Raw genomic sequence first — 22,886 nt, forward strand, 5'->3', positions numbered from 1 at the left:
GATCGCCTATTTTAGAGGCAGAATGCATCCTTGCACTTGAATGGACCCGGATCAAAATGCAGCAGCCGCTCGTCGCCATATCGACTGACGTCCGCCAATTCGACAATTACACTTGGCATGCCGCTCCGCAGCAATATTTGGAGGCGGCGCTTTCGGCCGCCGGTGTGTTCCCGGTGCTGGTGCCATCCTTCGGCGACCGGCTCGATTTCGATGAACTCCTGGCCTCCGTCGACGGGGTCATGATCACCGGCTCGAAATCCAATGTGCACCCTTCGCTCTATGGCGGCGACGCCAGCGAGGCCAACGGCCCCTACGATCCTGCCCGCGATGCCACGACGCTGCCGCTGATCCGCAAGGCGGTGGAGCGCGGCGTGCCGCTGCTCGCCATCTGCCGCGGCATCCAGGAGATGAATGTGGCGCTGGGCGGCACGCTGGCCGCGGAAATCCAGGAGCGCGAGGGGTCGCTGGACCATCGCGCTCCGGCGAGCGAAAATCAGGACGAGCGCTTCGCCGTCCGCCAGAGGATTTCAATCAAGCCGGGAAGTTGCCTCGCCGGCGTGTTCGGGGCGGGCGACATCATGGTCAACTCGGTGCATCGCCAAGCGGTCGACCGGCTCGGCCCGAAGCTGCAAATAGAGGCGGTCGCCACCGACGGCACGGTCGAGGCGGTTTCGGTGCGGGATGCCCGCGCCTTCGCGGTCGGCGTCCAGTGGCACCCCGAATACTGGGTCAAGTCGGACAGCGTCTCGGCAAGGATATTCCGTGCCTTCGGCGACGCGGTGCGCCTGCACGCGGCGACGAAGTCCGGTGTGCGCGCCGCCGCGGAATAGACAAGTTAATCAGCGGATGCTGGCGGCCAGCGACAGCGGTGGCAGGGCCGGCGCATAGGATTCGTAACCGTCGGCGACGGCGAAAGTGACGATCGGGTCGATGCCGTTCGCGCTGAAGGTGTCGCCATTGGCCACCAGCCTGTAGCTAACGGACGATGGCGCAGGCTCATTGGCTGTGCCACCTTTGCTACTACTGTTATTTAACAACTGAACGCTGCCGAGCAGAGCGGCCGTCGCGAGCAATGCGGGGAGCGTCTCCATCCTGTTTCTCCGCGTGTTCAGCGAAGGGATTTCAAAACGTTAAGCCGACGTTAATAAATGTGGCAGATCGCCATTCAACGCTGCGCCTTGACGTTTGTCGTCTCCGGCACCGGCGTCAGCGCCTTTCCTTCCGAAAACCAGGAAAACAGATTGTCGACGCACAGGTCGGCCATGGCGCGGCGGGTATGCTCGGACGCCGAGCCGACATGCGGCAAAAGCGACGTGTTGGGAGCGGCAAGCAGCGCCGGCGGCACATTCGGCTCGTCGGCGAAGACGTCGAGCCCGGCGGCGGCAATGGTGCCATTGGCAAGGGCTGTGGCAAGGGCCGCCTCGTCCACCGTGCTGCCGCGGCCGATGTTGATGAAGACGCCGTTGGGGCCGAGCGCCGACAGGATCTCGGCATTGATCGCCTTTTGCGTCGAGGCGCCGCCGGGCGCCACCGAGATCAGCGTATCCACCGCCTCGGCGAGGCTCTTCAGCGTGCCGTGGTATTCATAGGACAGGCCTTCGACCTGGCGCCGGTTGTGATAGGCGATCGGCAGCCCGAAGGCCTCCAGCCGCCGCGCAATGGCAAGGCCGATGCGGCCCATGCCGAAAATGCCAACGCTGCGGCCGCGCAAGGTCAGCCGGCTTAGCGGATAGTTGCCTTTGCGCGCCCAACTGCCGTCGCGCAGCCATGTCTCGGCACGCGGCAGATCGCGGACGGTGTTGATCAGCAGGCCGAGTGCGGTGTCGGCGACCTCCTCGGTCAGCACGTCAGGCGTGTTGGTCACCATAATGCCGCGCCTTGCTGCGTGGCGGACATCCACCGAATCATAGCCGACGCCGAAATTGGCGATGATCTCGAGATTCGGCAGCGCGTCCATCAGTGCGGCATCTATGCCGCCGAAAGCGGCGATGCCGCGCACCGACCGGCGCAGCTCGTCGGTGACCAGCGACGCGTCAGGCCGTTCGATCCCCATGCGGGTGAACGTCCGGTCGATGCGACCGACGGCATGATCGTTGAATTGGCCCGGCACCAGAATGGCGACTGCTTGCTGCTGTTCGGCTTTTGTCATGCACGTTCCACCGGTTTGCCGGTCGACTGGCGCACATGCAGTTCCGGCTTGATCAGTTCCTGCGACGGCCGCACCACCTGCCCATTGAGCTTGTCGAGCAGCGCACTGGCGGCGCGGCGGCCAACTTCGCGCTGGCCGTTCCAGACGGTGGTCAGCGCCGGCGTCGCGATGGCGGCTTCCTCGAGATCGTCATAGCCGGTGACGGATATGTCAATGCCAGGCACCAGCCCGGCGCGTGCGATGCCGTTCATCAGGCCGATGGCAACGAGGTCGTTCCAGCAGCAGGCGGCGGTCGGCCTGTCCTTCAGCGCCAGGAACTGCCCGGCGGCTTCGAAACCGGCCTGCTTGGTGCGCGGGCCGGCGATGCGCCAGGACGGCCTGACCTCCAGCCCGGCCGCCTCCATCGCGTTGACATAGCCCTGGTAGCGGTCGCGGCCGGTCGAGGTCTGGTCGGTGCCGCCGACCATGGCGATGCGCTTGTGGCCGAGCGAGATCAGATGGTTGGTGGCAAGCCCGGTGCCGTACGCATCGTCGCCGCGAAACACCGGCACGTCGGCGCCTTCGACGGTGCGCGCGATCAGCACCGCCGGCAGGCCGTTTTCCTCGGCCATCAGGATGTCTTCGGGCGGCGTGCCGATGGCCGGCGACATGATGACGCCGTCGGCGCCGAGCTGCAGCAGCGTATCGATGAAGGTGCGCTGCTTTTCGAGCTGGTCGTAATGGTTCGACAGGATGAAGGTCTGCCGGCTGCGGTCGAGCTCGCTCTCGATCGAGCGCAAGATCTCGGCGAAGAAGGGATTCATGATGTCATGGACAACGACGCCGACGATGCCCGAACGCGAGGTGCGCAGGCTGGCGGCGCGGCGATTGTAGATATAGCCGATAGCGCGGGCGTGTTCCTTGATGCGATCGCGGGTGGTTCCGGCGACCAGCGGGCTGTCGCGCAGGGCCAGCGAGACCGTGGCCGTGGACACGCCGAGCGCGTCCGCGATCGTCGAAAGCTTGATCTTCTGTGCCAGCGCCTTGCGCTCCCCCGACGGTCTAGAGCCGATCCATGATCTCCAGCTAAAACCGGATTCCACTTTGCGGGATCATGATCTAAACAGTTTAAACGCGGCCTTATGCCACCCTTCGGGAACAAATCAAAGTTTTTTTGCCAACGCTTCCACCTCGACGTCGAGGGCGGCGCGGTTGCGCACGCGTAGCCGGTGCTCGCGATGGACGATATAAAGGCCGCTGGCGACGATGACGGCAGCTCCGATAAGCGTCCAGCGGTCGGGAAACTGGTTGAAGACAATCCAACCGGCAATGATCATCCAGATCATCTGCGAATAGGGATAGGGGGCCAGTGCGGTGGTGGTGGCGAGACGGTAGGCCTGAACCAGGAGCCAGTGGCCTATCGCGCCGAAGACGCCGAGCATCAGCAGGATGAACCAGTGCCAGCCATCCTGTGGCAGCGAAAGCGAAAACGGCAGCATCGGCAGCAGCAGTACGGCAGGCGCCAGCGCTGAAAAGAGGATGAGGCTCTCCGAAGTTTCGGTCGCCGACATGCGCCGCGTCATGATGACGTAGAAACAATTCGACAGCATCGAGCCGAGCGCGAAGAGGTGGCCGATGCCAAAGACGCCGACGCCCGGCCGGGTGATGATGAGGACGCCGATGAAGCCGCTCAGGATCGCCAGCCAGCGCCGCCAGCCCGCCCACTCACCGAGCAAAGGACCGGCGAGTGCTGTGATCACCATCGGTGCAAAGAAGTAAATCGAGGTGGTTTCGGCCAGTTGCAGGGTCCGCAGCGCCATGACATTGCAAATGGTCGATCCGAACAGGAACGCGCCGCGCAGGATATGCGCTGGCAGATTGTTGGCGCGAAAGCGCGCCGGCTCGCGCCATCCGCGCAGAAAGATACCGACGAGCACGACATGGACGGCGAAGCGAGCCCAGGCGACGATCAGCGCCGAGACGCCGGCCACCACAAGATATTTGCTGCTGCTATCGAGGAAAGTGAAAAACACATAGACGGAAAGCATGCAAAGGATCGCCGTCGGAGGCGTCGCGCTTTCGTCTTGTCTTGGGGGAGGACTCAAATTTCAGGCCGGATGGTGAGATAGAGCTCACTTTTGCGGGAATTGCCACTTGCCGGCAAGCCAAAAGAGACTGGCACAACAATCAGCCGTCACAGGCTTGGTCTTGTTCCTGCATGTCGCCGCCCCAACCGGCACGCGCCCCGGGTCGGGCCCGATCAAGATTTTCGGGCCGATGCGCTAAGAATGCATACGGGCGCCCTTGGTGATCTTGTCGACTAGCTTTCTTTCGGCGCGCAGGGCGATGCCGACGACCTTGGCGTCGTCGGGTGCGAATTCGGCGAAGACGGCGCGGTTGGCCGCGTCATGGCCGGTCGAAAACATTTCGTCGACATAGAGCGAGGTCGTCACACCGCGCTCCAGCGCCCGCCGGTGGATCGCACTGAGCGTCGAGCGGTCGGCCGAAAGCACGATGACCGGCTGGATCGACAGCGGATTGTAGATGTTGCCGGCGCGGTCGCGATAGGGTTCGCCGATGATGTCTCTATACTGCGCGACGATGCCGCTGGTCAGAAAGGCGGTGACGTTGAGCTTCTGCCAGACGGGAAGGTCGTCCTGCAGCACGATTGCAATTTTCGTGTCGAACATGAGAGACTTTCTAATTCGAAGGCGCAAATGAAGCGATGTCACACGATCTAAATGGCGAGGCCTTCCAGGGTCTTGGACGTTTGTGCGTTGATGCGGCGGAAAACTGCGTCATCTCGGCCCCCGATTCCGTCGGTATGGAGCGTATCGAGGCCCGGTTCCACGGCAGCGCCTTCGATCTCCATCGTCACGATACCTACGCCATCGGCGTGACGCTGCATGGCGTACAGACCTTCCGTTATCGCGGCGCGACGCGTCACAGCCTGCCCGGCCAGATCATCGTGCTGCATCCCGACGAATTGCACGATGGGGGTGCTGGCACCGAAGACGGCCTGCGTTACAGAATGCTTTATCTGGAGCCGTCCATCGTGCTGGACTGCCTCGATACGGTCGGCGCACCGCTGCCTTTCGTCAGGGATGCCGTGGTAACGGATCCTGTCTTTCGCACCAGGCTGCTTTCGGCGCTGGGGCCGTTGGACCAGAAGCTGGACGATCTGTTTGTCGCCGACTTCATTGCGCAGCTGATGCAAAGCCTGGCACGGCATGCAGGCCTGCCGGCCAAACCGATCCCAAGGACAGCGTGGCGGGCTGCCAGCCTAGCGCGCGACTATCTGGAAGAGAATGTTTTCCGCATCGTGCGTTCCGAAGAGCTGGAGGCGATCACCGGGCTGGACCGCTACGCCCTATCACGGCATTTCCGTGCTGCCTTCTCCACCAGCCCGCATCGCTTTCTCTTGATGCGCCGGCTTCAACGGGCACGCCGCATGATCGAGGCGAATGAACCATTGGCGCAGATCGCGATAGCGGCCGGCTTCAGCGACCAAAGCCATTTTATCAGGCACTTCAAGAAGGCGTTCGGCGTCACCCCGGGCCGCTGGTCGGCCCTGATCCACGGGTCGTCGGCAGCGGCTGCCTGATGGCGTCAGCTGCAGATCATTCGTCGGCGTCGATCTCGTCATCGACGAGAACCATCTCGCCGTTCGAGAGATTGGCCTCAACGCGGGCGAGCAGCTTGAACAGTGCCTTCTGGTCCTTTTTGTCGAGACCCTTCAGCGCCTGCTTCTCGGTTTTCTTCACCGATTTCTCGATGGCGTGAATGATTTCGCGGCCAGTGTCGGTCAGGAAGATATGGGCCTGGCGGGCATCGGCGGCAGAGGCGCGCTTTTCCAGGAAGCCCTGCGCCTGCAGCCGGTTGATGGTCTTGGTGATGGTCGGCGGGCGCACGCCGAGGCGGCCGGCAAGATTGCCGGGCGTCTGCCCGTCTTCACGGTCGAGCGCCAGCATGATCTGGTCCTGGCCGGCATAAAAGCCATGCCCTAGAAGCCGCGCAGCCAGCGCAGTACGTGCCAGCCGCGCCGCCGAATGCAGCCGGCTCATTGTCGCAGTCTTGTCCGCCTTGGCCATGGTCATCCCTCTTCGGCCGAACCGGTGCGGACAGCATAGAGGCAGCCGCCCGGTTGGCAATCGACGATCTAACAGATCCGGCTTTGCAAACAGCTTTGCCGGCAAGCAATGCGATGTCCGCCGTGGCTAATGCCAGATGTTTATTTCAGTTAGATGACAAACGACTTTTCTGTGCAGGTGGGAGCCTTAAGCCGGAGCCCCGCACACATGAAACGAAACTCAATCTGCCTTTACCGCGACGATCATCAAGGCCTGGTAGGCGTCCGCTACCTCGCGCAGGGCCGCCTGCGACAGTGGCCCGGCGCGCCGCGCGATACCGTCTCTGGCATTCAGCGTATCGCGCCTGCCGGACCGGTCGGTATAGGGCGCGACAGTGGTGAATATCTGCTCGCTCAGGCTGTCGGGGAAAAACAGCTGGCCGGTCATCACCGAATTGTCATCGGGGAAGACCTTGAAGTGGATATGAGTGGTGCGACCGCGATACCAGCCGGGGTAGATGGTGGCGAACGAGACGATGCCGGTGCCATCGGTCTTTTGCCAACCGCGCAGAAAACTCTGGCCTGAGGTGTCGGCATCCTGGCCGTCGCCTTGCCCGGGATAGCCCGAATAATGTCCTTGCGCGTCGCAATGCCAGATGTCGACGCGCGCGCCGGCAAGCGGCCGGCAGCCCGCGTCGACCACCTGCAGCCGCACATTGAGGGCAATGCCCGCTTTGCCTTCTGTGATATCGGCGCGTTCGAGCTTCGGGTCGAAATAGAACGGCCCCTCGGTCGCTTCCGGCGTGATGGCGCAGACGCCGGCACCGCTATCGAACAGGGCAAGTCCGGTATAGGGCGAGGCCTGCTGAGCCAGCGCGATGCCCGGCAGAAAGACGCCGCCGCCGGCGCTAACGGCAATCAGGCCGAGGGCCTGGCGCCGGCTCAACGGCAAGGACAATGGTTTGTCGGACATCCGGCGCCTCTTTGATCCTGGAGCAAGCTGCATTGTTTTTATCTAGGCAGGGAGACCAGCCCGCGCCAATGAAAGTTCAGCAATGTTGGGAAAGTTCAGCAATGTTGGCGTCTGTTTGGCCCATCGGTTTGCCCCGTGCAAAACGGCCGGCGGCACCCTATATGGAGCCAACAATCCTTTTCGAGGCCCAACATGAGCGATGCACAGACGACGCAGATCCCCGTAACCGTTCTCACCGGCTATCTTGGCGCCGGCAAGACCACGCTGCTCAACCGCATCCTTTCGGAAAACCACGGCAAGCGCTACGCCGTCATCGTCAATGAGTTCGGCGAGATCGGCATCGACAACGAGCTGATCGTGGAATCCGACGAGGAAATCTACGAGATGAACAATGGCTGCGTCTGCTGCACGGTGCGCGGCGACCTGATCCGCGTCGTCGAGGGCCTGATGCGCCGGCCAGGCCGCTTCGACGCCATCGTGGTCGAGACCACCGGCCTCGCCGATCCGGTGCCGGTGGCGCAGACCTTCTTCATGGACGACGACGTGCGCTCCAAGACCAGGCTCGACGCGGTGGTGGCGCTGGTCGACGCCAAGCACCTGCCGTTGCGGCTGAAGGATTCCCGCGAAGCCGAGGATCAGATCGCATTTGCCGACGTCGTCGTGCTCAACAAGACCGATCTCGTCACGCCGGAGGAACTGAGCAAGGTCGAGGCGACGATCCGCGCGATCAACCCGGCGGCGAGGATCCACCGCACCACGCGCGCCGGCCTGGCGTTGTCCGAGGTGCTGGACCGCGGCGCCTTCGATCTTTCGCGGGCGCTGGAAAACGACCCGCATTTCCTCGAGGCGCATGACGACCATGATCATCATGACCACGACCATCATGATCACGACGGCCATCACCACCATGATCACGACGGGCACGACCACCATCATCATGCGCACGCTTCCGATATCCATGACGTGACGGTGCAATCGGTGTCGCTGCGCGGCGGCGAGATGGACCCCAAGAAATTCTTTCCGTGGATCGAGAAGATCACCCAGATGGAAGGCCCGAACATCCTGCGGCTGAAAGGCATCATCGCGCTCAAGGGCGATGACGAGCGCTATATCATCCAGGGCGTGCACATGATCATCGAAGGCGACCACCAGCGCGCCTGGAAGGACGGCGAGAAGCACGAGAGCCGGCTGGTGTTCATCGGCCGCGAACTCGACGCGGAGCGGCTGAAGAAGAGTTTTGAGGCCTGCCAGGCCGCTTGATTTCCAAGTCTTATAACGCTAGCGCTGCACCTTCTTTCCTTCTCCCCTTGTGGGAGAAGGTGGCCGAGCGAAGCTCGGTCGGATGAGGGGTGTTCCAGCTTGGCACCAACGGCGATCCTTCCAGCACCCCTCAACCGTCTTGGCGCTGCGCGCCAATCCACCTTCTCCCGCAAGGGGAGAAGGTCGCGCGCACCTAGCCGCGCCAACGATTTTGGAATAGTCTCTCATGCCGACAGTCGCGCCGCTTGATCTCCAGGGACATTGCATCGCCGCCGTCTTCCTTGGCGACGTGCCGCACTTTGCGTTGGCCGACGGTGCGATCCATCGGCTTGATCATGGCCACAAGACTGAGCAGGCCAATGACGGGCTGCTGGCCGCCTTCCACGACGCGGCCAACGACCGGCTAATCACCGGGGGCGAGGATGGGAAGATTTTTTCGATTACCGCAGGCGGCAACACGGCAGAACTAGCAAGCGCCGGCAAAAAATGGATCACCAGCGTAGCCGCCGGACCACAAGGCGCCATCGCCTATGCCTCGGGCAAGATCGCGTTCGTGCGTTTCGCCGACGGCAAGACCAAGGAATTCATGCATCCGCGCTCGGTAGAGGGGCTGGCGTTCTCGCCCAAGGGCATGCGCTTCGGCGTCGCCCGCTACAATGGCGCGACGCTGCATTTCCCGGCGACCGACGGCAAGCCGGTCGAGCTCGAATGGGCCGGCGCCCACACCGGCATCACCTTCTCGCCGGACGGCGCCTTCCTTGTTACCACCATGCAGGAAAACGCGCTGCATGGCTGGAAGCTGGCCGACGGCAAGCACATGCGCATGAGCGGCTATCCAGGCAAGGTCAAAAGCCTGTCTTGGGCGTCCAAGGGAAAATGGCTGGCGAGTTCCGGTGCGCCGGCGGCGATCGTCTGGCCGTTTTCGGGCAAGGACGGGCCGATGGGCAAAGCGCCGCTGGAACTCGGCACGCGCGGCAACGCCATGGTGACCTCGGTAGCTTGCCATCCGAGCCAGGATGTCGTCGCCGTCGGCTATGATGACGGCATGGTGATGGCGGTGCGTTTCGCCGACGCAAAGGAGGTGCTGTTGCGCCGGCCGGGCAAGGGCGCCATCACCTCGATGATGTGGGACAAGGAAGAGCGCCGCGTCGCCTTCGGCAGTGCTGCCGGCGACTGCGGCGTCATCGACATTTCGGCCTAGCGAGTAGGGCAGTAGAGAATACATACCCCATTCCCCTATTCCCCGTGACCAATTGCGGTTCCGGCCGCCGATTGGCTAGAGTGACGTACGAGAGGGGCCTTCATGCATTCAATCGATCCTTCAAAGACGTCCATCGGTGGCATCAGCACTGCCCGCATCGCCGGTCTGCGCGAAACCGAGGCCGAAACCTTCCGCAAGGCGCGGCCGAAATCGGCAGCGAAAGTCGGCAATGGTCTGCCGGGCTTCTTCGGCGGCGTGCCGATGCACTGGATGAACGACTGGCCGACGCCGTTCCCGATCCTGGTCGACAGCGCCAGAGGCGCCACCATCACCGATATCGACGGCAACCGGCTCGACGATTTCTGCCTTGGCGACACCGGCTCGATGTTCGGCCATTCGCCGCCGCCGGTCGCGCGCGCCATCCGTAGGCAAGCTGGACGCGGCCTCACCTACATGCTGCCTTCCGAAGATGCACTTGCCATCGGCCCGCTGCTGCAACAGCGCTTCGGCCTGCCGTTCTGGCAGATCGCGACGACGGCGACCGATGCCAACCGCTTTGCCCTGCGCGTCGCGCGCGCCATTACCGGCCGGGAAAAGATATTGGTGTTCAACGGCTGCTATCACGGCTCGGTCGACGAGACGATGGTGCGGCTGGTCGACGGCAAACCGGTCAACCGGCCAGGATTGGCCGGCGAATTCCGTGACCTGACCCGGGCAACCGACGTCATCGAGTTCAACGATGTGCCGGCACTTGAGGCCGCACTCAAAGACAAGGAGGTGGCCTGCCTTATCACCGAGCCGGTGTTGACCAATTCCTGCATGGTGCTGCCCGATTCCGGCTTCCACGACGCGCTACGGCGTCTCACCCGCGCGGCCGGCACCTTGCTTCTAATCGACGAGACGCACACGATCTCGACCGGTCCCGGCGGTTACACCGGGCAATATGGGTTGGAACCAGACCTGTTCGTGCTCGGCAAGCCGATCGCCGGCGGTGTGCCGGCCAGCGTATGGGGCATGAGCGAAGAAGTCGCCACGCGCTACGCCGACTATATCAGGACCAAGCAACCGGGCTATTCCGGCATGGGCACGACGTTGTCGGCCAATCCGCTGCAATTCGCCGCGATGCGCGCCACGCTCGAAGAAGTGATGACCGATGAGAACTATGATCATATGGATCATCTGGCGCGGCGGCTCGACGCCGGGTTGACCGCCGTCATCGACCGCTACCGCCTGCCCTGGCATGCCGCCCGAGTCGGCGCGCGCGTCGAATTCATCTGCGCCCCCGGTCCGCTGAGGAATGGCGGCGAGGCGGAAACAGCGCACGCGCCGGAGCTCGAAGCGGCGATCCATGTCGCGCTGGTCAATCGCGGCGTGCTGATCGCGCCGTTCCACAACATGATGCTGATCTCGCCGGCGACCAGCGCCACCCAGGTCAACCGCCTGATCAGCGCCTTCGATGCGGTTGCGGCAAGGCTCGCAGCATGAGACAAGCTTGCGCATGAGAGACGCGCACAAGCAAACTTTGAACGCCATCATCGCCTCCCCTTCGGGCTCGACACCCGCCGAGGCGCAAACCTTTCTCGACGCCCATCCCGAGATCGAAGCGTTCGACATCGTGCTGACCGACGCCAATGGCGTCGGGCGTGGCAAGATCGTGCGCCGGCATGAGTTGATGAGCATCTTCGAGGGTGGCCGGCACATGCCGATCTCGATCCTCGGCCTCGACATCACCGGCGAGGACGTTCACGAGACCGGGCTGATCTGGACGACCGGCGACGGCGACCTGCGGGCATGGCCGATCCCCGGCACGCTGGTGCCGCTGTTCGGCACACAGCCGCCGCGCGGCCAGGTGCTGATGGCGATGTATCATCTCGATGGCCAGCCGATGTCCTCCGATCCACGGCTGGCGCTGGCCCGTCAGGTGGAGATACTGGCGGCCAAAGGCTTGCATCCGGCCGGCGCCTTCGAGCTCGAATTCTTTCTGCTCGCCAACGAGCGCGACGCCGACGGCAAGGTGCAGCCGGCGAACGCGGTGCTCGACGGCCGTCGTTCGGCCAAGACTGAGGTCTATTCCGTCGACCATCTGCACGGCATGGAGCCGCTGTTTTCCGACATCTACGCTGCGGCCAAGGTGCAAGGCATTCCGGCCGAGACGGTCATTTCCGAATATGCGCCCGGCCAATACGAGCTGACGCTGAACTACCGCCAGGACGTGATGCGGGCGGCCGACGATCTCGTCATGCTGAAGCGGCTGGTGCGGGCGCAGGCGCGCCGCCACGGCGTCACCGCTTGCTTCATGGCCAAGCCGATCGAAAAATATGCCGGCTCCGGCATGCACTTCCACGTTTCCCTGCTGGACAAGGCCGGCAAGAACGTCTTCGCTGAAGCCAGCGGCGAGACCTGGTCCTTGCCGCTGCTGCGCGGTCTGGGCGGCCTCATTCAGACCATGGCCGAATCGATGCTGGTGTTTGCACCGCACGCCAATTCGTGGCGTCGCTTCGTCTCGCAATCCTATGCGCCGGTAGCGCCGAGCTGGGGTGTCAACAACCGCTCGGTGGCGCTGCGCGTGCCTGCGGGTGATGCCAAAAACCGGCGCATCGAGCACCGGCCGTCGGGCGTCGACGCCAATCCCTATCTGGTCGCGGCAACGGTGCTGGCCGGCATCACCAGGGGTCTCGACGAGGGCCTCGATCCCGGCCCCGAAACCATCGGCAATGGCTACGAGTCGGCAATCACGCGCACGACGATGCCGGTGGACTGGCGCGCCGCGATCGAGGCGGCGAGGGCTTCGACATTCCTCAAAGGCGCACTGGGCGAAGACCTGCACCGAACGTTCGTGGCGATCAAGCAATCCGAATATTTGCGCGTAGCGCGCACGGTCAGCGAACTGGACTATCATCTCTATCTGCACGAGGTATGAGGCGATCGCATCGCCGGACATTCTCCCGGCGAAGCACGGTCCGGGTTATTTGAAGGAACCTTTCCGGGGCTTCGCTCATTCCGCATCTGATCGCAGCAGCGGACGAAGGCCGCATCAGCCATGATCGCCAGGATGCATACAAATCCCATGCCACGCCACGCCAAGGTGCAGGCAAGACGCTTGCCCAAGCGCGAATTGCCTGAGACGGCGGAAGACGATGGCGCAAGCACCATTCCTGAGCTCAGCGAAGTCGCGAAAGCCTGCCGCCGCTGTCCGCTATGGCGCAACGCGACGCAGACCGTGTTCGGCGAAGGGCCTGACGGGGCCAAGGTGATCTTCGTCGGGGAACAGCCTGGCGACCAGGAGGATTTGGCCGGCAAACCTTTCGTCGGGCCGGCGGGCAAGGTCTTCGACGCGATTCTTGACGATGCCGGCGTCGACCGGCTGAAGGCCTATGTCACCAACGCGGTCAAGCATTTCAAATTCGAGCCGCGCGGCAAGCGGCGCATCCATTCCAAGCCAAATGCCGGCGAAGTGCAGGCCTGCCGATGGTGGCTCGACAAGGAGCTCGATCTGATCAAGCCCAATCTTGTGGTGGCGCTCGGCGCAACCGCGGCGCAGGCGCTGCTCGGCAAGGTCGTGCCGATCATGAAGATGCGCGGTGCGGTGGTGGAGCGCGAGGATGGCTTGCGCGTCTTTGTCACCATCCACCCGTCCTTCATCCTGCGCATTCGCGAGCCGGCGGACAAACAGGCCGAACGCGAGCGATTCCTACAGGACATGAGAGCGGTGAAAAAGCTGATGGCGGCCTGACCCTATCTGATCAGGATCGCCCTCAAATCATTGACATTCGTGCCGGTCGGGCCGGGCACGAAAAGATCGCCGACGGCGTCGAATGCCGTCCAGGCGTTGTTGCCAGCAAGCATCGCCTTGGCATCGACGCCTGCCGCCCGCATCCGCGACACCGTCGAACCGTCGGCAAAGGCGCCAGCATTGTCCTCCGAACCGTCGATGCCGTCGGTGTCGGCGGCCAGTGCATGGATGCCATCCATACCGCTGATGCCGATGGCGAAGGCAAGCAGCAATTCCGAGTTGCGGCCGCCCTTGCCCTTGGCTCGAAGCGTCACGGTCGTCTCGCCGCCTGACAGGATCAGCACCGGCTTCTGGAAAGGCCGGTTGCGCATAGCCACCTCGCGCGCGATCGCCGCGTGGACACCGCCGACCTCGCGCGCTTCGCCCTCGATGGAGTCGGAGAGGATGACCGCCTCGATACCTTGGCGCCTGGCTTCGGCCGCAGCCGCCTCCAGTGATACGCCGGCCGAGGCGATCAGATGCACTTCATTGCGCGAAAAGCGCGGATCGTCCGGACGCGGCGCATCGGCAGCCGGCGAATTGATATGCGTCATCACCGAAGCCGGCAGCTTCATGCCATAGGCGGCGATCGATGCCAGGGCGTCTTGGCGGCTGCCGGAATCGGGAACGGTCGGGCCGGAAGCGACCAGCGCCGGATTGTCGCCCGGAATGTCGGAGACTACCAGCGAGACCACCTTGGCCGGATGGGCGGCTGCCGCCAGCCTGCCGCCCTTGATCGTGGAAACATGCTTGCGGATGGTGTTCATCGCCGAAATCGGCGCGCCGGAGGCAAGCAGCGCCTCGTTGACGGCGATCTCGTCGGCCAGCGTCAGGCTGCCGGCGGGCGAAGGCAACAACGCCGAGCCGCCACCGGAAATCAGGGCCACGACCAGATCGTCCGCCGTCAGGCCCTGGACCTTTTCGAGCAACCGGCGCGAGGCTTCGAGACCGGCGGCGTCCGGCACCGGATGCGCCGCCTCGATGATCTCGACGCGCTGGCAGATCGCGCCATAGCCGTAACGGGTGACGACCAGCCCTTCGATCGGCTCGTCCCACACCTTCTCGAAAGCCGCCGCCATCTGCGCCGAGCCTTTTCCGGCGCCAATGACGATAGTGCGGCCCTTCGGCTTTGCCGGCAAATGATCCCTGATGGTCCTCTGGGGATCGGCTGCGGCAACGGCGGCATTGAAGATGGCGGTGAGGAAGGTCTTGGGATCGATCTCTGTCATTTTGCTTCCGGCGGCAGTGCCAACTCGCGCCCGTCAATGCCGAGATGCTCGCACAGTGCGTCGATGACGACGCCATGGTCCTCGCGCTCGGGCAGGCCCGAGACGGCGATAACGCCGATTACGCCGGCGCCCTTGACCGTTATCGGAAACCCGCCGCCGGCCAGCACATAGTCGGCAACATCAAGCCCTTCACCGATCTTGAAGCTGCGGTCGGGGCGTTGCTGCTCCAGCACCATGCGATAGGTGCTTTTGAGATAGCGTCGCACCACATTGATCTTGCGCCGCGCCCAGTCCGGATTGGAAGCGTTGGAGCCAGGCATCGCGGCATAGAACAGCGGCCGGTCGAAAGTCCTGATATCGACAATGATCGGCATGTTCTCGGCCAATGCCCGCTCGCGGATCGCCGAACCGATCTTAAAGGCGACTGCTTCGTCGAAGGTCGGGAAGACGAGTGTGGCTTCCTGTCGCTTGATCGCCTCGATGTCGTCGGCCATTTGTCTTCGCTCCCAATGTCTTAGCCGGCTTTGGCCGACTATCGCGGCGCGGTCAAGACATCGACCGTCAGGCGCGCCCATCCACCAGAACCACATCCAGCGCCGCCTCGACATGAAGTTGGATGACATCGAAAGCCGGCAATGGATACTCGTCCAAAGCGGCCAGAAGCGGAAGCTCGGTGCAACCCAAGATCACCGCCTGCGCACCGCGCGTCTGGAGGTCTACCACCACGTCCAGCAATGCAGCCTTGGAGGCCTGCTCCACTATACCCAGCGTCAACTCATCGATGATGATGCTGTGCAAAGCCTCGCGCTGTTGCTGCTGCGGTGTCAGAACTTCGAGGCCGTGGTGCCGGCGCAAACGTCCCGAGAAGAAATCCTGCTCCATCGTGTAGCGCGTTCCCAGCAGCCCGACACGCGCAAAGCCCCGCAAGCGAATAGCCTGCGCTGAGACATCCGCGATATGCAGCAGCGGGACGGAAAGCAGGGGCTCCACCTGGTCGGCCACACGGTGTGCGGTGACGGAGGTGATCATCACCAGATCGGCGCCGGCCCTTTCCAGGTGTCGCGCCGCTTCGGCTACTCTTTCAGCGATGACGTCCCAGCGTCCGAGTGCTGCCATTTCGTTCAATTCGTCGAAATCCAGCGTGAACAGGACCGACCTGGCATTGTGATGTCCGCCGAGGAGCCGACGCGCGGTTTGATTGAGCAGCCGATAGTAAAGCGCGCTCGATTCGCAGCTCATCCCGCCTATCATGCCGATGAGTTTCGCCTGACGGACGGTCATTGGTGGGTTCCCCTCGCACCTGCCGTTTATACTATAACAGATCGCTCTTGGCCGGCCACCCCGCGACATAGACCTCACGCACGGCGCGGTCGTCGCCCAATGTTTGCAGCAGGAACAGTTCCTCCGCCAGCGTCTCCACCGTCTCAATCCGCAGCCGCATCGCCGGCGTGGCGCGCGCGTCGAGCACGACGATGTCGGCATCGCTGCCTTGGTCCAGCGTGCCGATTTTTTCTACAACCGACAGCGCCTCGGCATTGCCGCGAGTGAGCTGCCAGAACGACTGGAACGGGTTGAGCTTCTCGCCGTTCAGCGCAATCACCTTGTAGCCCTCGTCCATAGTACGCAGCATCGAATAATTGGTGCCGCCGCCGACATCGGTAGCGGCGGCGATGCGGAGCGGTTTTTCGCGGCGGCGGTAGCGCTGATAGTCGAACAAGCCCGAGCCGAGGAACAGGTTCGAGGTCGGGCAGAATACCGCCACCGAGCCTGAATCCGAAAGCGCATCCGCCTCGCGTTCCGACAGATGGATGCAGTGGCCGAACAGGCTTTTGCGCCCGAGCAGCCCGTAATGCTCGTAGACATCGGTATAGTCGCGCGCCTTTGGATGGAGTTGCAAGGTAAAGGCGATCTCGGCGTGGTTTTCCGACAGATGCGTCTGCATGTGCAGATCAGGATGTTCACGGCAGAGCGCGTCCGCCATTTCCAGCTGCTCCGGTGACGAGGTGATGGCGAAGCGCGGCGTGATGGCATAATGCTGGCGTCCCTTGCCGTGCCAATCGGCGATCAGCGCCTTGCTATCGTCATAAGCCGACTGAGCTGTATCGAGCACGCCCTCCGGCGCGTTACGGTCCATCATCACCTTGCCGGCGATGTTGAGCATGTTGCGGTCATGCGACTCGGCGAAGAACGCTTCGGCAGACTCCCTGTGGACCGAGCAATAGGCGGCGACTGTCGTCGTGCCGTGACGCACCACCTCATCGAGAAACAGCCTGGCAATGCGACGGCCATGCTGGGCGTTCTGGAATTTGGTTTCCTCGGGGAAAGTGTAGGTGTTCAGCCAGTCGAGCAGTTCCGCGCCATGGGAGGCGATGACCTGCATCTGCGGAAAATGCGCATGCGCGTCGATGAAACCCGGCAGCAGCAGATGTGGGCGGTGATCGATCTTCTTTGCGCCTTCATCAGCCCCTTTCTCGACCTCGGCGTAGGCGCCCGCGGCAACGATCCTGCCGTCGCGGAGCAGCAGGCCGCCGTCCTCCTCGTAGCGCCAGGCGGAATGGTCGTCGACGGTCTCAGGCCAACGCAGGAAGGACAGCGTGCGGCCGCGCAGGAGCGTGCTGGTCATGCTTATTTCCCTGCCTCCTCGAACCATGCCACCAGCAGCGCCCGCTCCTTGTCGGTGATATGGGTAACGTTGGCGGGCGGCATCGCGTGGCTGCGACCGGCCTGCAGGTAGATCTCACGGGCTTGCTCGGCGATACCAGCGTCCGTGTCGAGCATCACCCCCTTCGGCGCGTGATAGATGCCCTCGTAGGACGGCTCCTGCGCATGGCACATCGAGCAACGGCCAAGCACGGTGTCGCGCACGGCGGGAAAATGCGCCGAGGCGACGTAGATTTGTGCCGCCGAGGACGCCTGGACTTCGCCGGTCAGCACTTTCGGCACCGTCGACAGCCAGATGATGACGACGAACAGGACGGCCGCAGCCAGCCAGGTCCAGGTCGGGTTGCCCTTGCGCGCATGCATGGTGTTGAAATAATGCCGGATCAGCACACCGATTATGAATACCAGCGAGGCGATCACCCAGTTGAACTCGGTCCCGAACGCCAGCGGGTAGTGGTTCGACAGCATGAGGAACAAAACAGGCAGGGTCAGGTAATTGTTGTGCAGCGAGCGCTGCTTGGCGATCTTGCCGTATTTCGGGTCGGGCTTGCGGCCGGCGATCAGGTCGGCGACGACGATCTTCTGGTTCGGGATGATGACCATGAAGACATTGGCCGACATGATCGTCGCGGTAATGGCGCCAAGATGCAGGAAGGCGGCGCGGCCGGTAAACAGATGGGTAAGACCCCAGGCGATGAATACCAGCACGCCATAGAGCACCAGCATCAGGCCGGTGTCGCTCCTGCCGAGCGGCGAGCGGCATAAGAGGTCGTAGACCACCCAGCCGACGCCGATCGTCGCCAGCGACAGCAAGATGCCTGTAGGCACCGACATGGCGAGGACATTGGGATCGATCAGGAACAGGTCCGCCCCGGCATAGTAGACGACGCACAGCATGGCAAAGCCCGACAGCCACGTGGCGTAGGACTCCCATTTGAACCAGGTCAGGTGCTCGGGCATTTCGGCCGGCGCCACCAAATATTTCTGGATGTGGTAGAAGCCGCCGCCATGCACCTGCCATTCCTCGCCGAAGGCGCCGGCGGGCATGCCCGGACGCTGGCGCAGCCCGAGATCGAGTGCGACGAAATAGAAGGATGAGCCGATCCAGGCGATGCCGGTGACGACATGCAGCCAGCGCACGGCGAAACTCAGCCAGTCCCAGAAAATCGCGAAATCCATCATTGAAAGATCGTCCCTGCCGATCGGGTGACTTTACGGGCTGGAGCGCAAACGGAAAGGGCCGAGCTGTACGATGACTTTCAAAAAAAAATGGAAAATACTAGGATTATCCCTACGCCGCCGTATGAGAGTCCTAAAGTCGCATGGCCTACCTCGACAATATCGCCGTTTTCGTCCGCGTCGTCGAACTCGGCAATTTGTCGGCGGCGGGCCGAGACATGCGCATTTCTCCGGCAGTCGCCTCCAACCGCATCAAGGAGCTCGAGAAGCATCTCGGTGTCAGGCTGTTCAACCGCACGACCCGGCAGCTTATGCCGACCGAGCACGGCACCGTGTTCTACTCCGGCGCCAAGCAGGTGCTTGAGGCGGTCACCGAGGCGGAAGCCGCGGTCAGCGCCTTATCCGGCCAGCCGCGGGGTACCATAAAAGTGACGGCGCCGCTCGGCTTAGGCCGGCGACTGGTCGCTTCGGGCATCCCCGATTTCCACGACAAATATCCTGATATTGAAGTGCGGCTCAGGCTTTCAGACCACAATGTCGACATCATGAAGGAAGGCATCGACGTTGCCTTCCGGCTGGGCATCATCGAGGATTCCAGCCTCAGGATGCGCGGCATCATGGAATGCGAACGGGTACTGGTGGCGGCGCCCAAATATCTGGAGGCGCGCGGCGAGCCGATCGAGCCGCAGGAACTGATCGGCAAGAAGCACGACTGCCTGATGCTGCGCTATTCCGGCGCACGCGAATATGTGTGGATGCTGCAGACCGCCGACGGCCCGCGAAAGTTCGAAGTGCACGGGCCCTATGACACGGACGACGGCGATGTGCTGACCGGCTGGGCGCTGTCGGGTCGCGGCATCATCAACAAGCCGCGATTCGAAGTCGAGCCGTTCATCCGCGACCGGCGGCTGAAGGTGATCCTGGCCGACACGCCGCCGACGCCGGTGCAGTTTGCGGCCGTCTACCCGCACAAGAAGCTGCAGGACCCGAAGGTGCGGCTGCTGCTCGACTTTATGGCCGAGCGTTGCCAACGGCTGATCAAGGATATTCTGGCCGGCAAATGATCGCCGGCTTACCGGTTGCTTTCCGTCCAGCTGGCGAAGATAATTCCTGCGGAATCTCACTCACCAGGGAAGACCTATGGCCAACGGCGCCACAATGCATCTCGCCGTCTCACTGCTTCCGGAAACCGCCCCTTCCCATCCGTCCGACGCCGGTCCGGATTTCGATCTTCTGGCGCGGCTCGTGCAAAAGGCCGAAGCCGCCGGCTTGGATATGGTGATCCTTGCCGATACTGCGCCGGCTGCAGCCGGCGACGCACCGAACCGGCAACTCCCTTTCGAAGCGACGACCCTGCTGGCGGCGCTGGCGACGGTGACCAGCAGGATCGGCCTCGTCGCCGCGGCGTCGACGGTCGCCCATCAACCCTACAATCTGGCGCGCCGTTTTGCCTCGCTCGACATCATCAGCCACGGCCGCGCCGGCTGGAACGCGAGCATGGTCCCCAATCCACGCGAGGCAGCCAATTTCAGCCGGCCGGAAGGGTTTTCCGGCGACGATTTCCGCCGACGTGCGGAGGAATTCATCGGGATCGTGCAGGGCTTGTGGCGCGGCTGGGATGCGGATGCCTTGCTGTTCGACAAAAGCGATGGCCGCTTCTTCGATCCCGAAAGGATGCACCTGCTCGACCACAAGGGCGAGTTTTTCTCCGTGCGTGGGCCGCTCAATGTAGCTCGCTCGCCGCAGGATATGCCGGTGCTCGTCATGTCGGGCCTGTCGGAGGCTGACATGGACATCGCCGCCCGCTTCGCCGATGTCATCCTGCTTGACGAGCCAGCGGTCGTGAACGCTGACGATCTGAAGCGCCGCGCGCTTGCGGTCGGGCGCGGTCCGGACGCGATAAAGGCGCTGATGAACGTCGCGCCAGATGCTGAACTGGCCGCTGGGCCGGAGGTTATCGCGGACAGGCTGGAAGAGCCCTTCCGATCGAAAAACTGCGACGGTTTCAACATCGTCATGCCGCCGGTCGAGCCTGTACTCGACGAGTTCGTCGATCACGTCCTGCCGGAGCTTCGTCGCCGCGGCCTTCTTCGGTCGGATTATCCCGGCGCGACGCTGCGCTCCCATCTCGGACTGGCCGGGGAGGAGGGACAATGACCGCCCGTCAGATGAAGCTCGGCGTCTTCCTGTGGGCGACAGGCCATCACATCGCTGCCTGGCGCCATCCCAAGGCGCATGTGACCGCGGGGGTCGACATCGAGCATTACATCCAGCTGGCGCGGACGGCTGAGGCGGCGAAGTTCGATATGATCTTCTGGGAGGACGCCGCAGGCGTGCGCGAGGCCAATGTCGATATCGCCAGCCAGACGTCGCGTTCGATCGGCTTCGAGCCGATCAGCCTGCTTGCGGCCCTCGCGGTCCAGACCAGCCACATCGGTCTCGTCTCCACCGCATCGACGAGCTACAACGAGCCTTACGGGCTGGCGCGGACCTTCTTGTCGCTCGACCATCTGAGCGGCGGTCGTGCCGGCTGGAACCTGGTCACCTCCGCCAGCCACATCGAAGCCGCCAATTTCGGCGCGACCGGCCTGCGCCCGCATGCCGACCGTTATGAGCGCGCGCGTGAATTCGCTGCTGTGGTTACCGCACTCTGGCAAGGCAAGCTCGACAGGGTTTCCGGACCTGGCCACGACGGCCAGAGCTTTTCGGTTCGCGACCCGCTCGATCTGCCACGCTCTCCGCAAGGCGCGCCTGTGATGGTCCAGGCCGGCGCCTCGGACGTTGGCAGGGATCTTGCCGCCCGCACCGCCGATGTGGTCTTCACGGCGGCGCAGACATTTGAGGAGGCGAAGGCCTTCTACACCGATCTCAAGGGGCGTCTGGCGACCTATGGGCGTGAGCCCGACGACATCAAGATTATGCCGGGCGTCGCGCCGATCGTGGCGGCAACCGAAGCGGAGGCCCGGGCAAAACATGAGGAGCTGCAGGAGCTGATCCCCGACGATGTCGGCGTCGCGCTGCTGTCCAGCTATCTCAGCATCTCCGATCTCGGACGCTATCCGATCGACGGACCGTTGCCCGAGCTGCCGGCGAGCGAGGGGATGAAAAGCCGGCAGGCGCTGGTCATCGAGCAGTCGCGCCGCGATAACCTCTCCATCCGCCAGCTTGCACGTCATTTCGCCGGGGCGCGTGGCCACTGGCGCATTGTCGGCACGCCGGCTCAGGTCGCCGACGAGTTGCAAACACGGTTCGAGGGTGGTGCTGCCGACGGCTTCAACGTCATGCCGTCCTGGTTCCCGGGTGAACTCGACACCTTTGCCACACTCGTCGTGCCGGAATTGCGGCGGCGCGGACTGTTCCGCACGGAATACGAAGGCCGCACCTTGCGCGAGCATCTCGGTCTGAAACGGCCCGCATAGGAGCAAGCACCGGCACACCGACGTTCTTGCCGTTCGCTTAGGGAAAGACGCCGGATAAATAGTTGAGGTTACTCGGCCATCGCTTTCCCGTGGAAAGCCGAGCTTGGCATTGCTGTCGAATGGGAAACCAGCGCCGTCATGATCTCGGCGGCGGCAAGTGCTGCGATCACTTGCGGGCGCTTGTCCTTGACGGCATCGCCGCCGATCGGCGAGACGAGGCGGGCGAACTCCGCCTTGCTGCCTTCCGCGGACTTCAGGAACCAGTTCCTGAACGTCGCCTTCTTGGTCTTCGAGCCGATCATGCCGACATAGGCGGTGTCGCCGCGCTTCAGCGCCTCGGCGACGATCAGGAAATCCAGCGCGTGGTCGTGAGTGAGGATGGCGAAGGCGGCCCCGGCCGGGGCTCTGCGCACCACGGCCTCGGGCATCGGCGTCAGCTCGGTCTCGACCGTTTCCGGCATGCCTTCCAACGCCTCGGCACGCGTCTCGACGACGACGACATGTGCTGGCAGCAAGGCCGCCGCCGCCGCCAACGCCTGGCCGACATGGCCGCCACCGAAGAGGTAGACGTGAGGCAGATTGGCCTCCTCCGCCTCGGCATTGTGGATCAGTTCGGCCTTGAGCGCCGCATCGACCAGTTCTATCGACACCTCGACACGACCGCCACAACATTGCCCAATCTCCGGCCCGAGAGGGACGTCGAGCGTGGCACAGACCTCATCGATCTCGATGCGGGCTTCTTTGCTTGCCGGCCGCGGCGGCGAACGTGTGCTCAGCAGCTGCCGCGCCTTGTCGATCGCCATATATTCAAGTTGGCCGCCGCCGATCGTGCCCGATATCGCCGATGCCGAGACCAGCATGAAGGCGCCCGTCTCGCGCGGCGTCGAGCCTTTTGTTCCGGCGACCTCGACCAGCGCAATTCGGCCGTGGCCGGCAAGGAAGTCTCTCAGGCTTTGCACTTTCGAGTTCATGGCTCACGTTCCCGAAGGGGAAAT

23 protein-coding genes are annotated in these 22,886 nt (G+C 63.3%); 10 read left to right on the top strand and 13 right to left on the bottom strand.

Annotated elements, in window-relative coordinates; genetic code table 11:
• The first annotated feature begins 56 nt into the window (after positions 1-56).
• Entirely contained in the window at positions 57-830 is a 774-nt protein-coding gene (locus AC0L26_RS12415; RefSeq protein WP_473632787.1) for a gamma-glutamyl-gamma-aminobutyrate hydrolase family protein, read from the top strand.
• Between the two features lie 9 nt (positions 831-839).
• Here the strand turns inward: AC0L26_RS12415 and AC0L26_RS12420 are convergent, their stop codons facing one another.
• The 5 genes from AC0L26_RS12420 to AC0L26_RS12440 form a co-directional block, all read right to left on the bottom strand.
• Positions 840-1,091 carry a hypothetical protein gene (locus tag AC0L26_RS12420; protein ID WP_473632788.1) on the bottom strand — a complete coding sequence of 84 codons (252 nt, stop codon included), beginning with the start codon at positions 1,089-1,091 and terminating at the stop codon, positions 840-842.
• A 74-nt stretch (positions 1,092-1,165) separates the two neighbouring features.
• Positions 1,166-2,149, bottom strand: coding sequence for a 2-hydroxyacid dehydrogenase (locus AC0L26_RS12425; RefSeq protein WP_473632789.1), 984 nt, complete (start codon positions 2,147-2,149; stop codon positions 1,166-1,168).
• Positions 2,146-3,168: a LacI family DNA-binding transcriptional regulator gene (locus AC0L26_RS12430; RefSeq protein WP_352927637.1), complete on the bottom strand. Its 1,023-nt coding sequence runs from the start codon at positions 3,166-3,168 to the stop codon at positions 2,146-2,148. The genes AC0L26_RS12425 and AC0L26_RS12430 overlap by 4 nt, the downstream gene beginning before the upstream one ends.
• A gap of 123 nt (positions 3,169-3,291) precedes the next feature.
• Entirely contained in the window at positions 3,292-4,176 is an 885-nt protein-coding gene (locus AC0L26_RS12435; protein ID WP_473632790.1) for a DMT family transporter, read from the bottom strand.
• Between the two features lie 234 nt (positions 4,177-4,410).
• Positions 4,411-4,818, bottom strand: a complete 408-nt coding sequence (locus AC0L26_RS12440) for a DUF2000 family protein (RefSeq protein ID WP_473632791.1) — start codon at positions 4,816-4,818, stop codon at positions 4,411-4,413.
• A gap of 35 nt (positions 4,819-4,853) precedes the next feature.
• Between AC0L26_RS12440 and AC0L26_RS12445 the strand changes: the two genes are divergently transcribed.
• Positions 4,854-5,732, top strand: a complete 879-nt coding sequence (locus AC0L26_RS12445) for an AraC family transcriptional regulator (protein ID WP_473632792.1) — start codon at positions 4,854-4,856, stop codon at positions 5,730-5,732.
• A gap of 16 nt (positions 5,733-5,748) precedes the next feature.
• On the opposite strand, the gene AC0L26_RS12450 is transcribed toward AC0L26_RS12445, so the two are convergent.
• The gene (locus AC0L26_RS12450; RefSeq protein WP_095484383.1) at positions 5,749-6,219 is read right to left on the bottom strand and encodes a MarR family winged helix-turn-helix transcriptional regulator; all 471 of its coding nucleotides are present in this window, start codon (positions 6,217-6,219) and stop codon (positions 5,749-5,751) included.
• 219 nt (positions 6,220-6,438) lie between these two features.
• Positions 6,439-7,170, bottom strand: coding sequence for an intradiol ring-cleavage dioxygenase (locus AC0L26_RS12455; RefSeq protein ID WP_473632793.1), 732 nt, complete (start codon positions 7,168-7,170; stop codon positions 6,439-6,441).
• Positions 7,171-7,362: 192 nt separating this feature from the next.
• On the opposite strand from AC0L26_RS12455, the gene AC0L26_RS12460 reads away from it, so the two are divergent.
• The 5 genes from AC0L26_RS12460 (at position 7,363) to AC0L26_RS12480 (ending at position 13,364) form a co-directional block, all read left to right on the top strand.
• A complete protein-coding gene (locus AC0L26_RS12460) occupies positions 7,363-8,430 on the top strand; it encodes a CobW family GTP-binding protein (RefSeq protein ID WP_473632794.1) in 1,068 nt (355 codons plus the stop codon).
• A gap of 226 nt (positions 8,431-8,656) precedes the next feature.
• The gene (locus AC0L26_RS12465; RefSeq protein ID WP_473632795.1) at positions 8,657-9,631 is read left to right on the top strand and encodes a WD40 repeat domain-containing protein; all 975 of its coding nucleotides are present in this window, start codon (positions 8,657-8,659) and stop codon (positions 9,629-9,631) included.
• Between the two features lie 102 nt (positions 9,632-9,733).
• Positions 9,734-11,116 carry an aspartate aminotransferase family protein gene (locus tag AC0L26_RS12470; protein WP_473632796.1) on the top strand — a complete coding sequence of 461 codons (1,383 nt, stop codon included), beginning with the start codon at positions 9,734-9,736 and terminating at the stop codon, positions 11,114-11,116.
• Positions 11,117-11,129: 13 nt separating this feature from the next.
• A complete protein-coding gene (locus AC0L26_RS12475; RefSeq protein ID WP_473632797.1) occupies positions 11,130-12,551 on the top strand; it encodes a glutamine synthetase family protein in 1,422 nt (473 codons plus the stop codon).
• 132 nt (positions 12,552-12,683) lie between these two features.
• Positions 12,684-13,364, top strand: a complete 681-nt coding sequence (locus AC0L26_RS12480) for a UdgX family uracil-DNA binding protein (protein ID WP_473632798.1) — start codon at positions 12,684-12,686, stop codon at positions 13,362-13,364.
• A gap of 2 nt (positions 13,365-13,366) precedes the next feature.
• Here the strand turns inward: AC0L26_RS12480 and AC0L26_RS12485 are convergent, their stop codons facing one another.
• The 5 genes from AC0L26_RS12485 to AC0L26_RS12505 form a co-directional block, all read right to left on the bottom strand.
• Complete coding sequence (locus AC0L26_RS12485) at positions 13,367-14,632, bottom strand: glycerate kinase type-2 family protein (RefSeq protein ID WP_473632799.1); 1,266 nt, start codon at positions 14,630-14,632, stop codon at positions 13,367-13,369.
• Positions 14,629-15,126: a heme-degrading domain-containing protein gene (locus AC0L26_RS12490; protein ID WP_473632800.1), complete on the bottom strand. Its 498-nt coding sequence runs from the start codon at positions 15,124-15,126 to the stop codon at positions 14,629-14,631. The genes AC0L26_RS12485 and AC0L26_RS12490 overlap by 4 nt, the downstream gene beginning before the upstream one ends.
• Before the next feature lie 67 nt (positions 15,127-15,193).
• Positions 15,194-15,913, bottom strand: a complete 720-nt coding sequence (locus AC0L26_RS12495) for an aspartate/glutamate racemase family protein (protein ID WP_473632801.1) — start codon at positions 15,911-15,913, stop codon at positions 15,194-15,196.
• Positions 15,914-15,944: 31 nt separating this feature from the next.
• Positions 15,945-17,255, bottom strand: a complete 1,311-nt coding sequence (guaD, locus tag AC0L26_RS12500) for a guanine deaminase (protein ID WP_473632802.1) — start codon at positions 17,253-17,255, stop codon at positions 15,945-15,947.
• Between the two features lie 2 nt (positions 17,256-17,257).
• Positions 17,258-18,475: a urate hydroxylase PuuD gene (locus AC0L26_RS12505; RefSeq protein WP_473632803.1), complete on the bottom strand. Its 1,218-nt coding sequence runs from the start codon at positions 18,473-18,475 to the stop codon at positions 17,258-17,260.
• A 140-nt stretch (positions 18,476-18,615) separates the two neighbouring features.
• Between AC0L26_RS12505 and AC0L26_RS12510 the strand changes: the two genes are divergently transcribed.
• From AC0L26_RS12510 to AC0L26_RS12520, 3 genes are all read left to right on the top strand, one after another.
• Positions 18,616-19,536 (top strand): LysR family transcriptional regulator, encoded by a 921-nt coding sequence (locus AC0L26_RS12510; RefSeq protein WP_352926577.1) that lies wholly within the window; start codon positions 18,616-18,618, stop codon positions 19,534-19,536.
• Positions 19,537-19,612: 76 nt separating this feature from the next.
• On the top strand, positions 19,613-20,629 hold the full coding sequence (locus AC0L26_RS12515) for an LLM class flavin-dependent oxidoreductase (RefSeq protein ID WP_473632804.1): 1,017 nt from the start codon (positions 19,613-19,615) through the stop codon (positions 20,627-20,629).
• Entirely contained in the window at positions 20,626-21,891 is a 1,266-nt protein-coding gene (locus tag AC0L26_RS12520) for an LLM class flavin-dependent oxidoreductase (protein WP_473632805.1), read from the top strand. The genes AC0L26_RS12515 and AC0L26_RS12520 overlap by 4 nt, the downstream gene beginning before the upstream one ends.
• A 68-nt stretch (positions 21,892-21,959) precedes the next feature.
• Here AC0L26_RS12520 and xdhC read toward each other — a convergent pair whose 3' ends face one another.
• Positions 21,960-22,862 (bottom strand): xanthine dehydrogenase accessory protein XdhC, encoded by a 903-nt coding sequence (gene xdhC / locus AC0L26_RS12525; protein WP_473632806.1) that lies wholly within the window; start codon positions 22,860-22,862, stop codon positions 21,960-21,962.
• Positions 22,863-22,886 lie beyond the last annotated feature (24 nt).

Source organism: Mesorhizobium sp. WSM4823, from assembly GCF_055811195.1.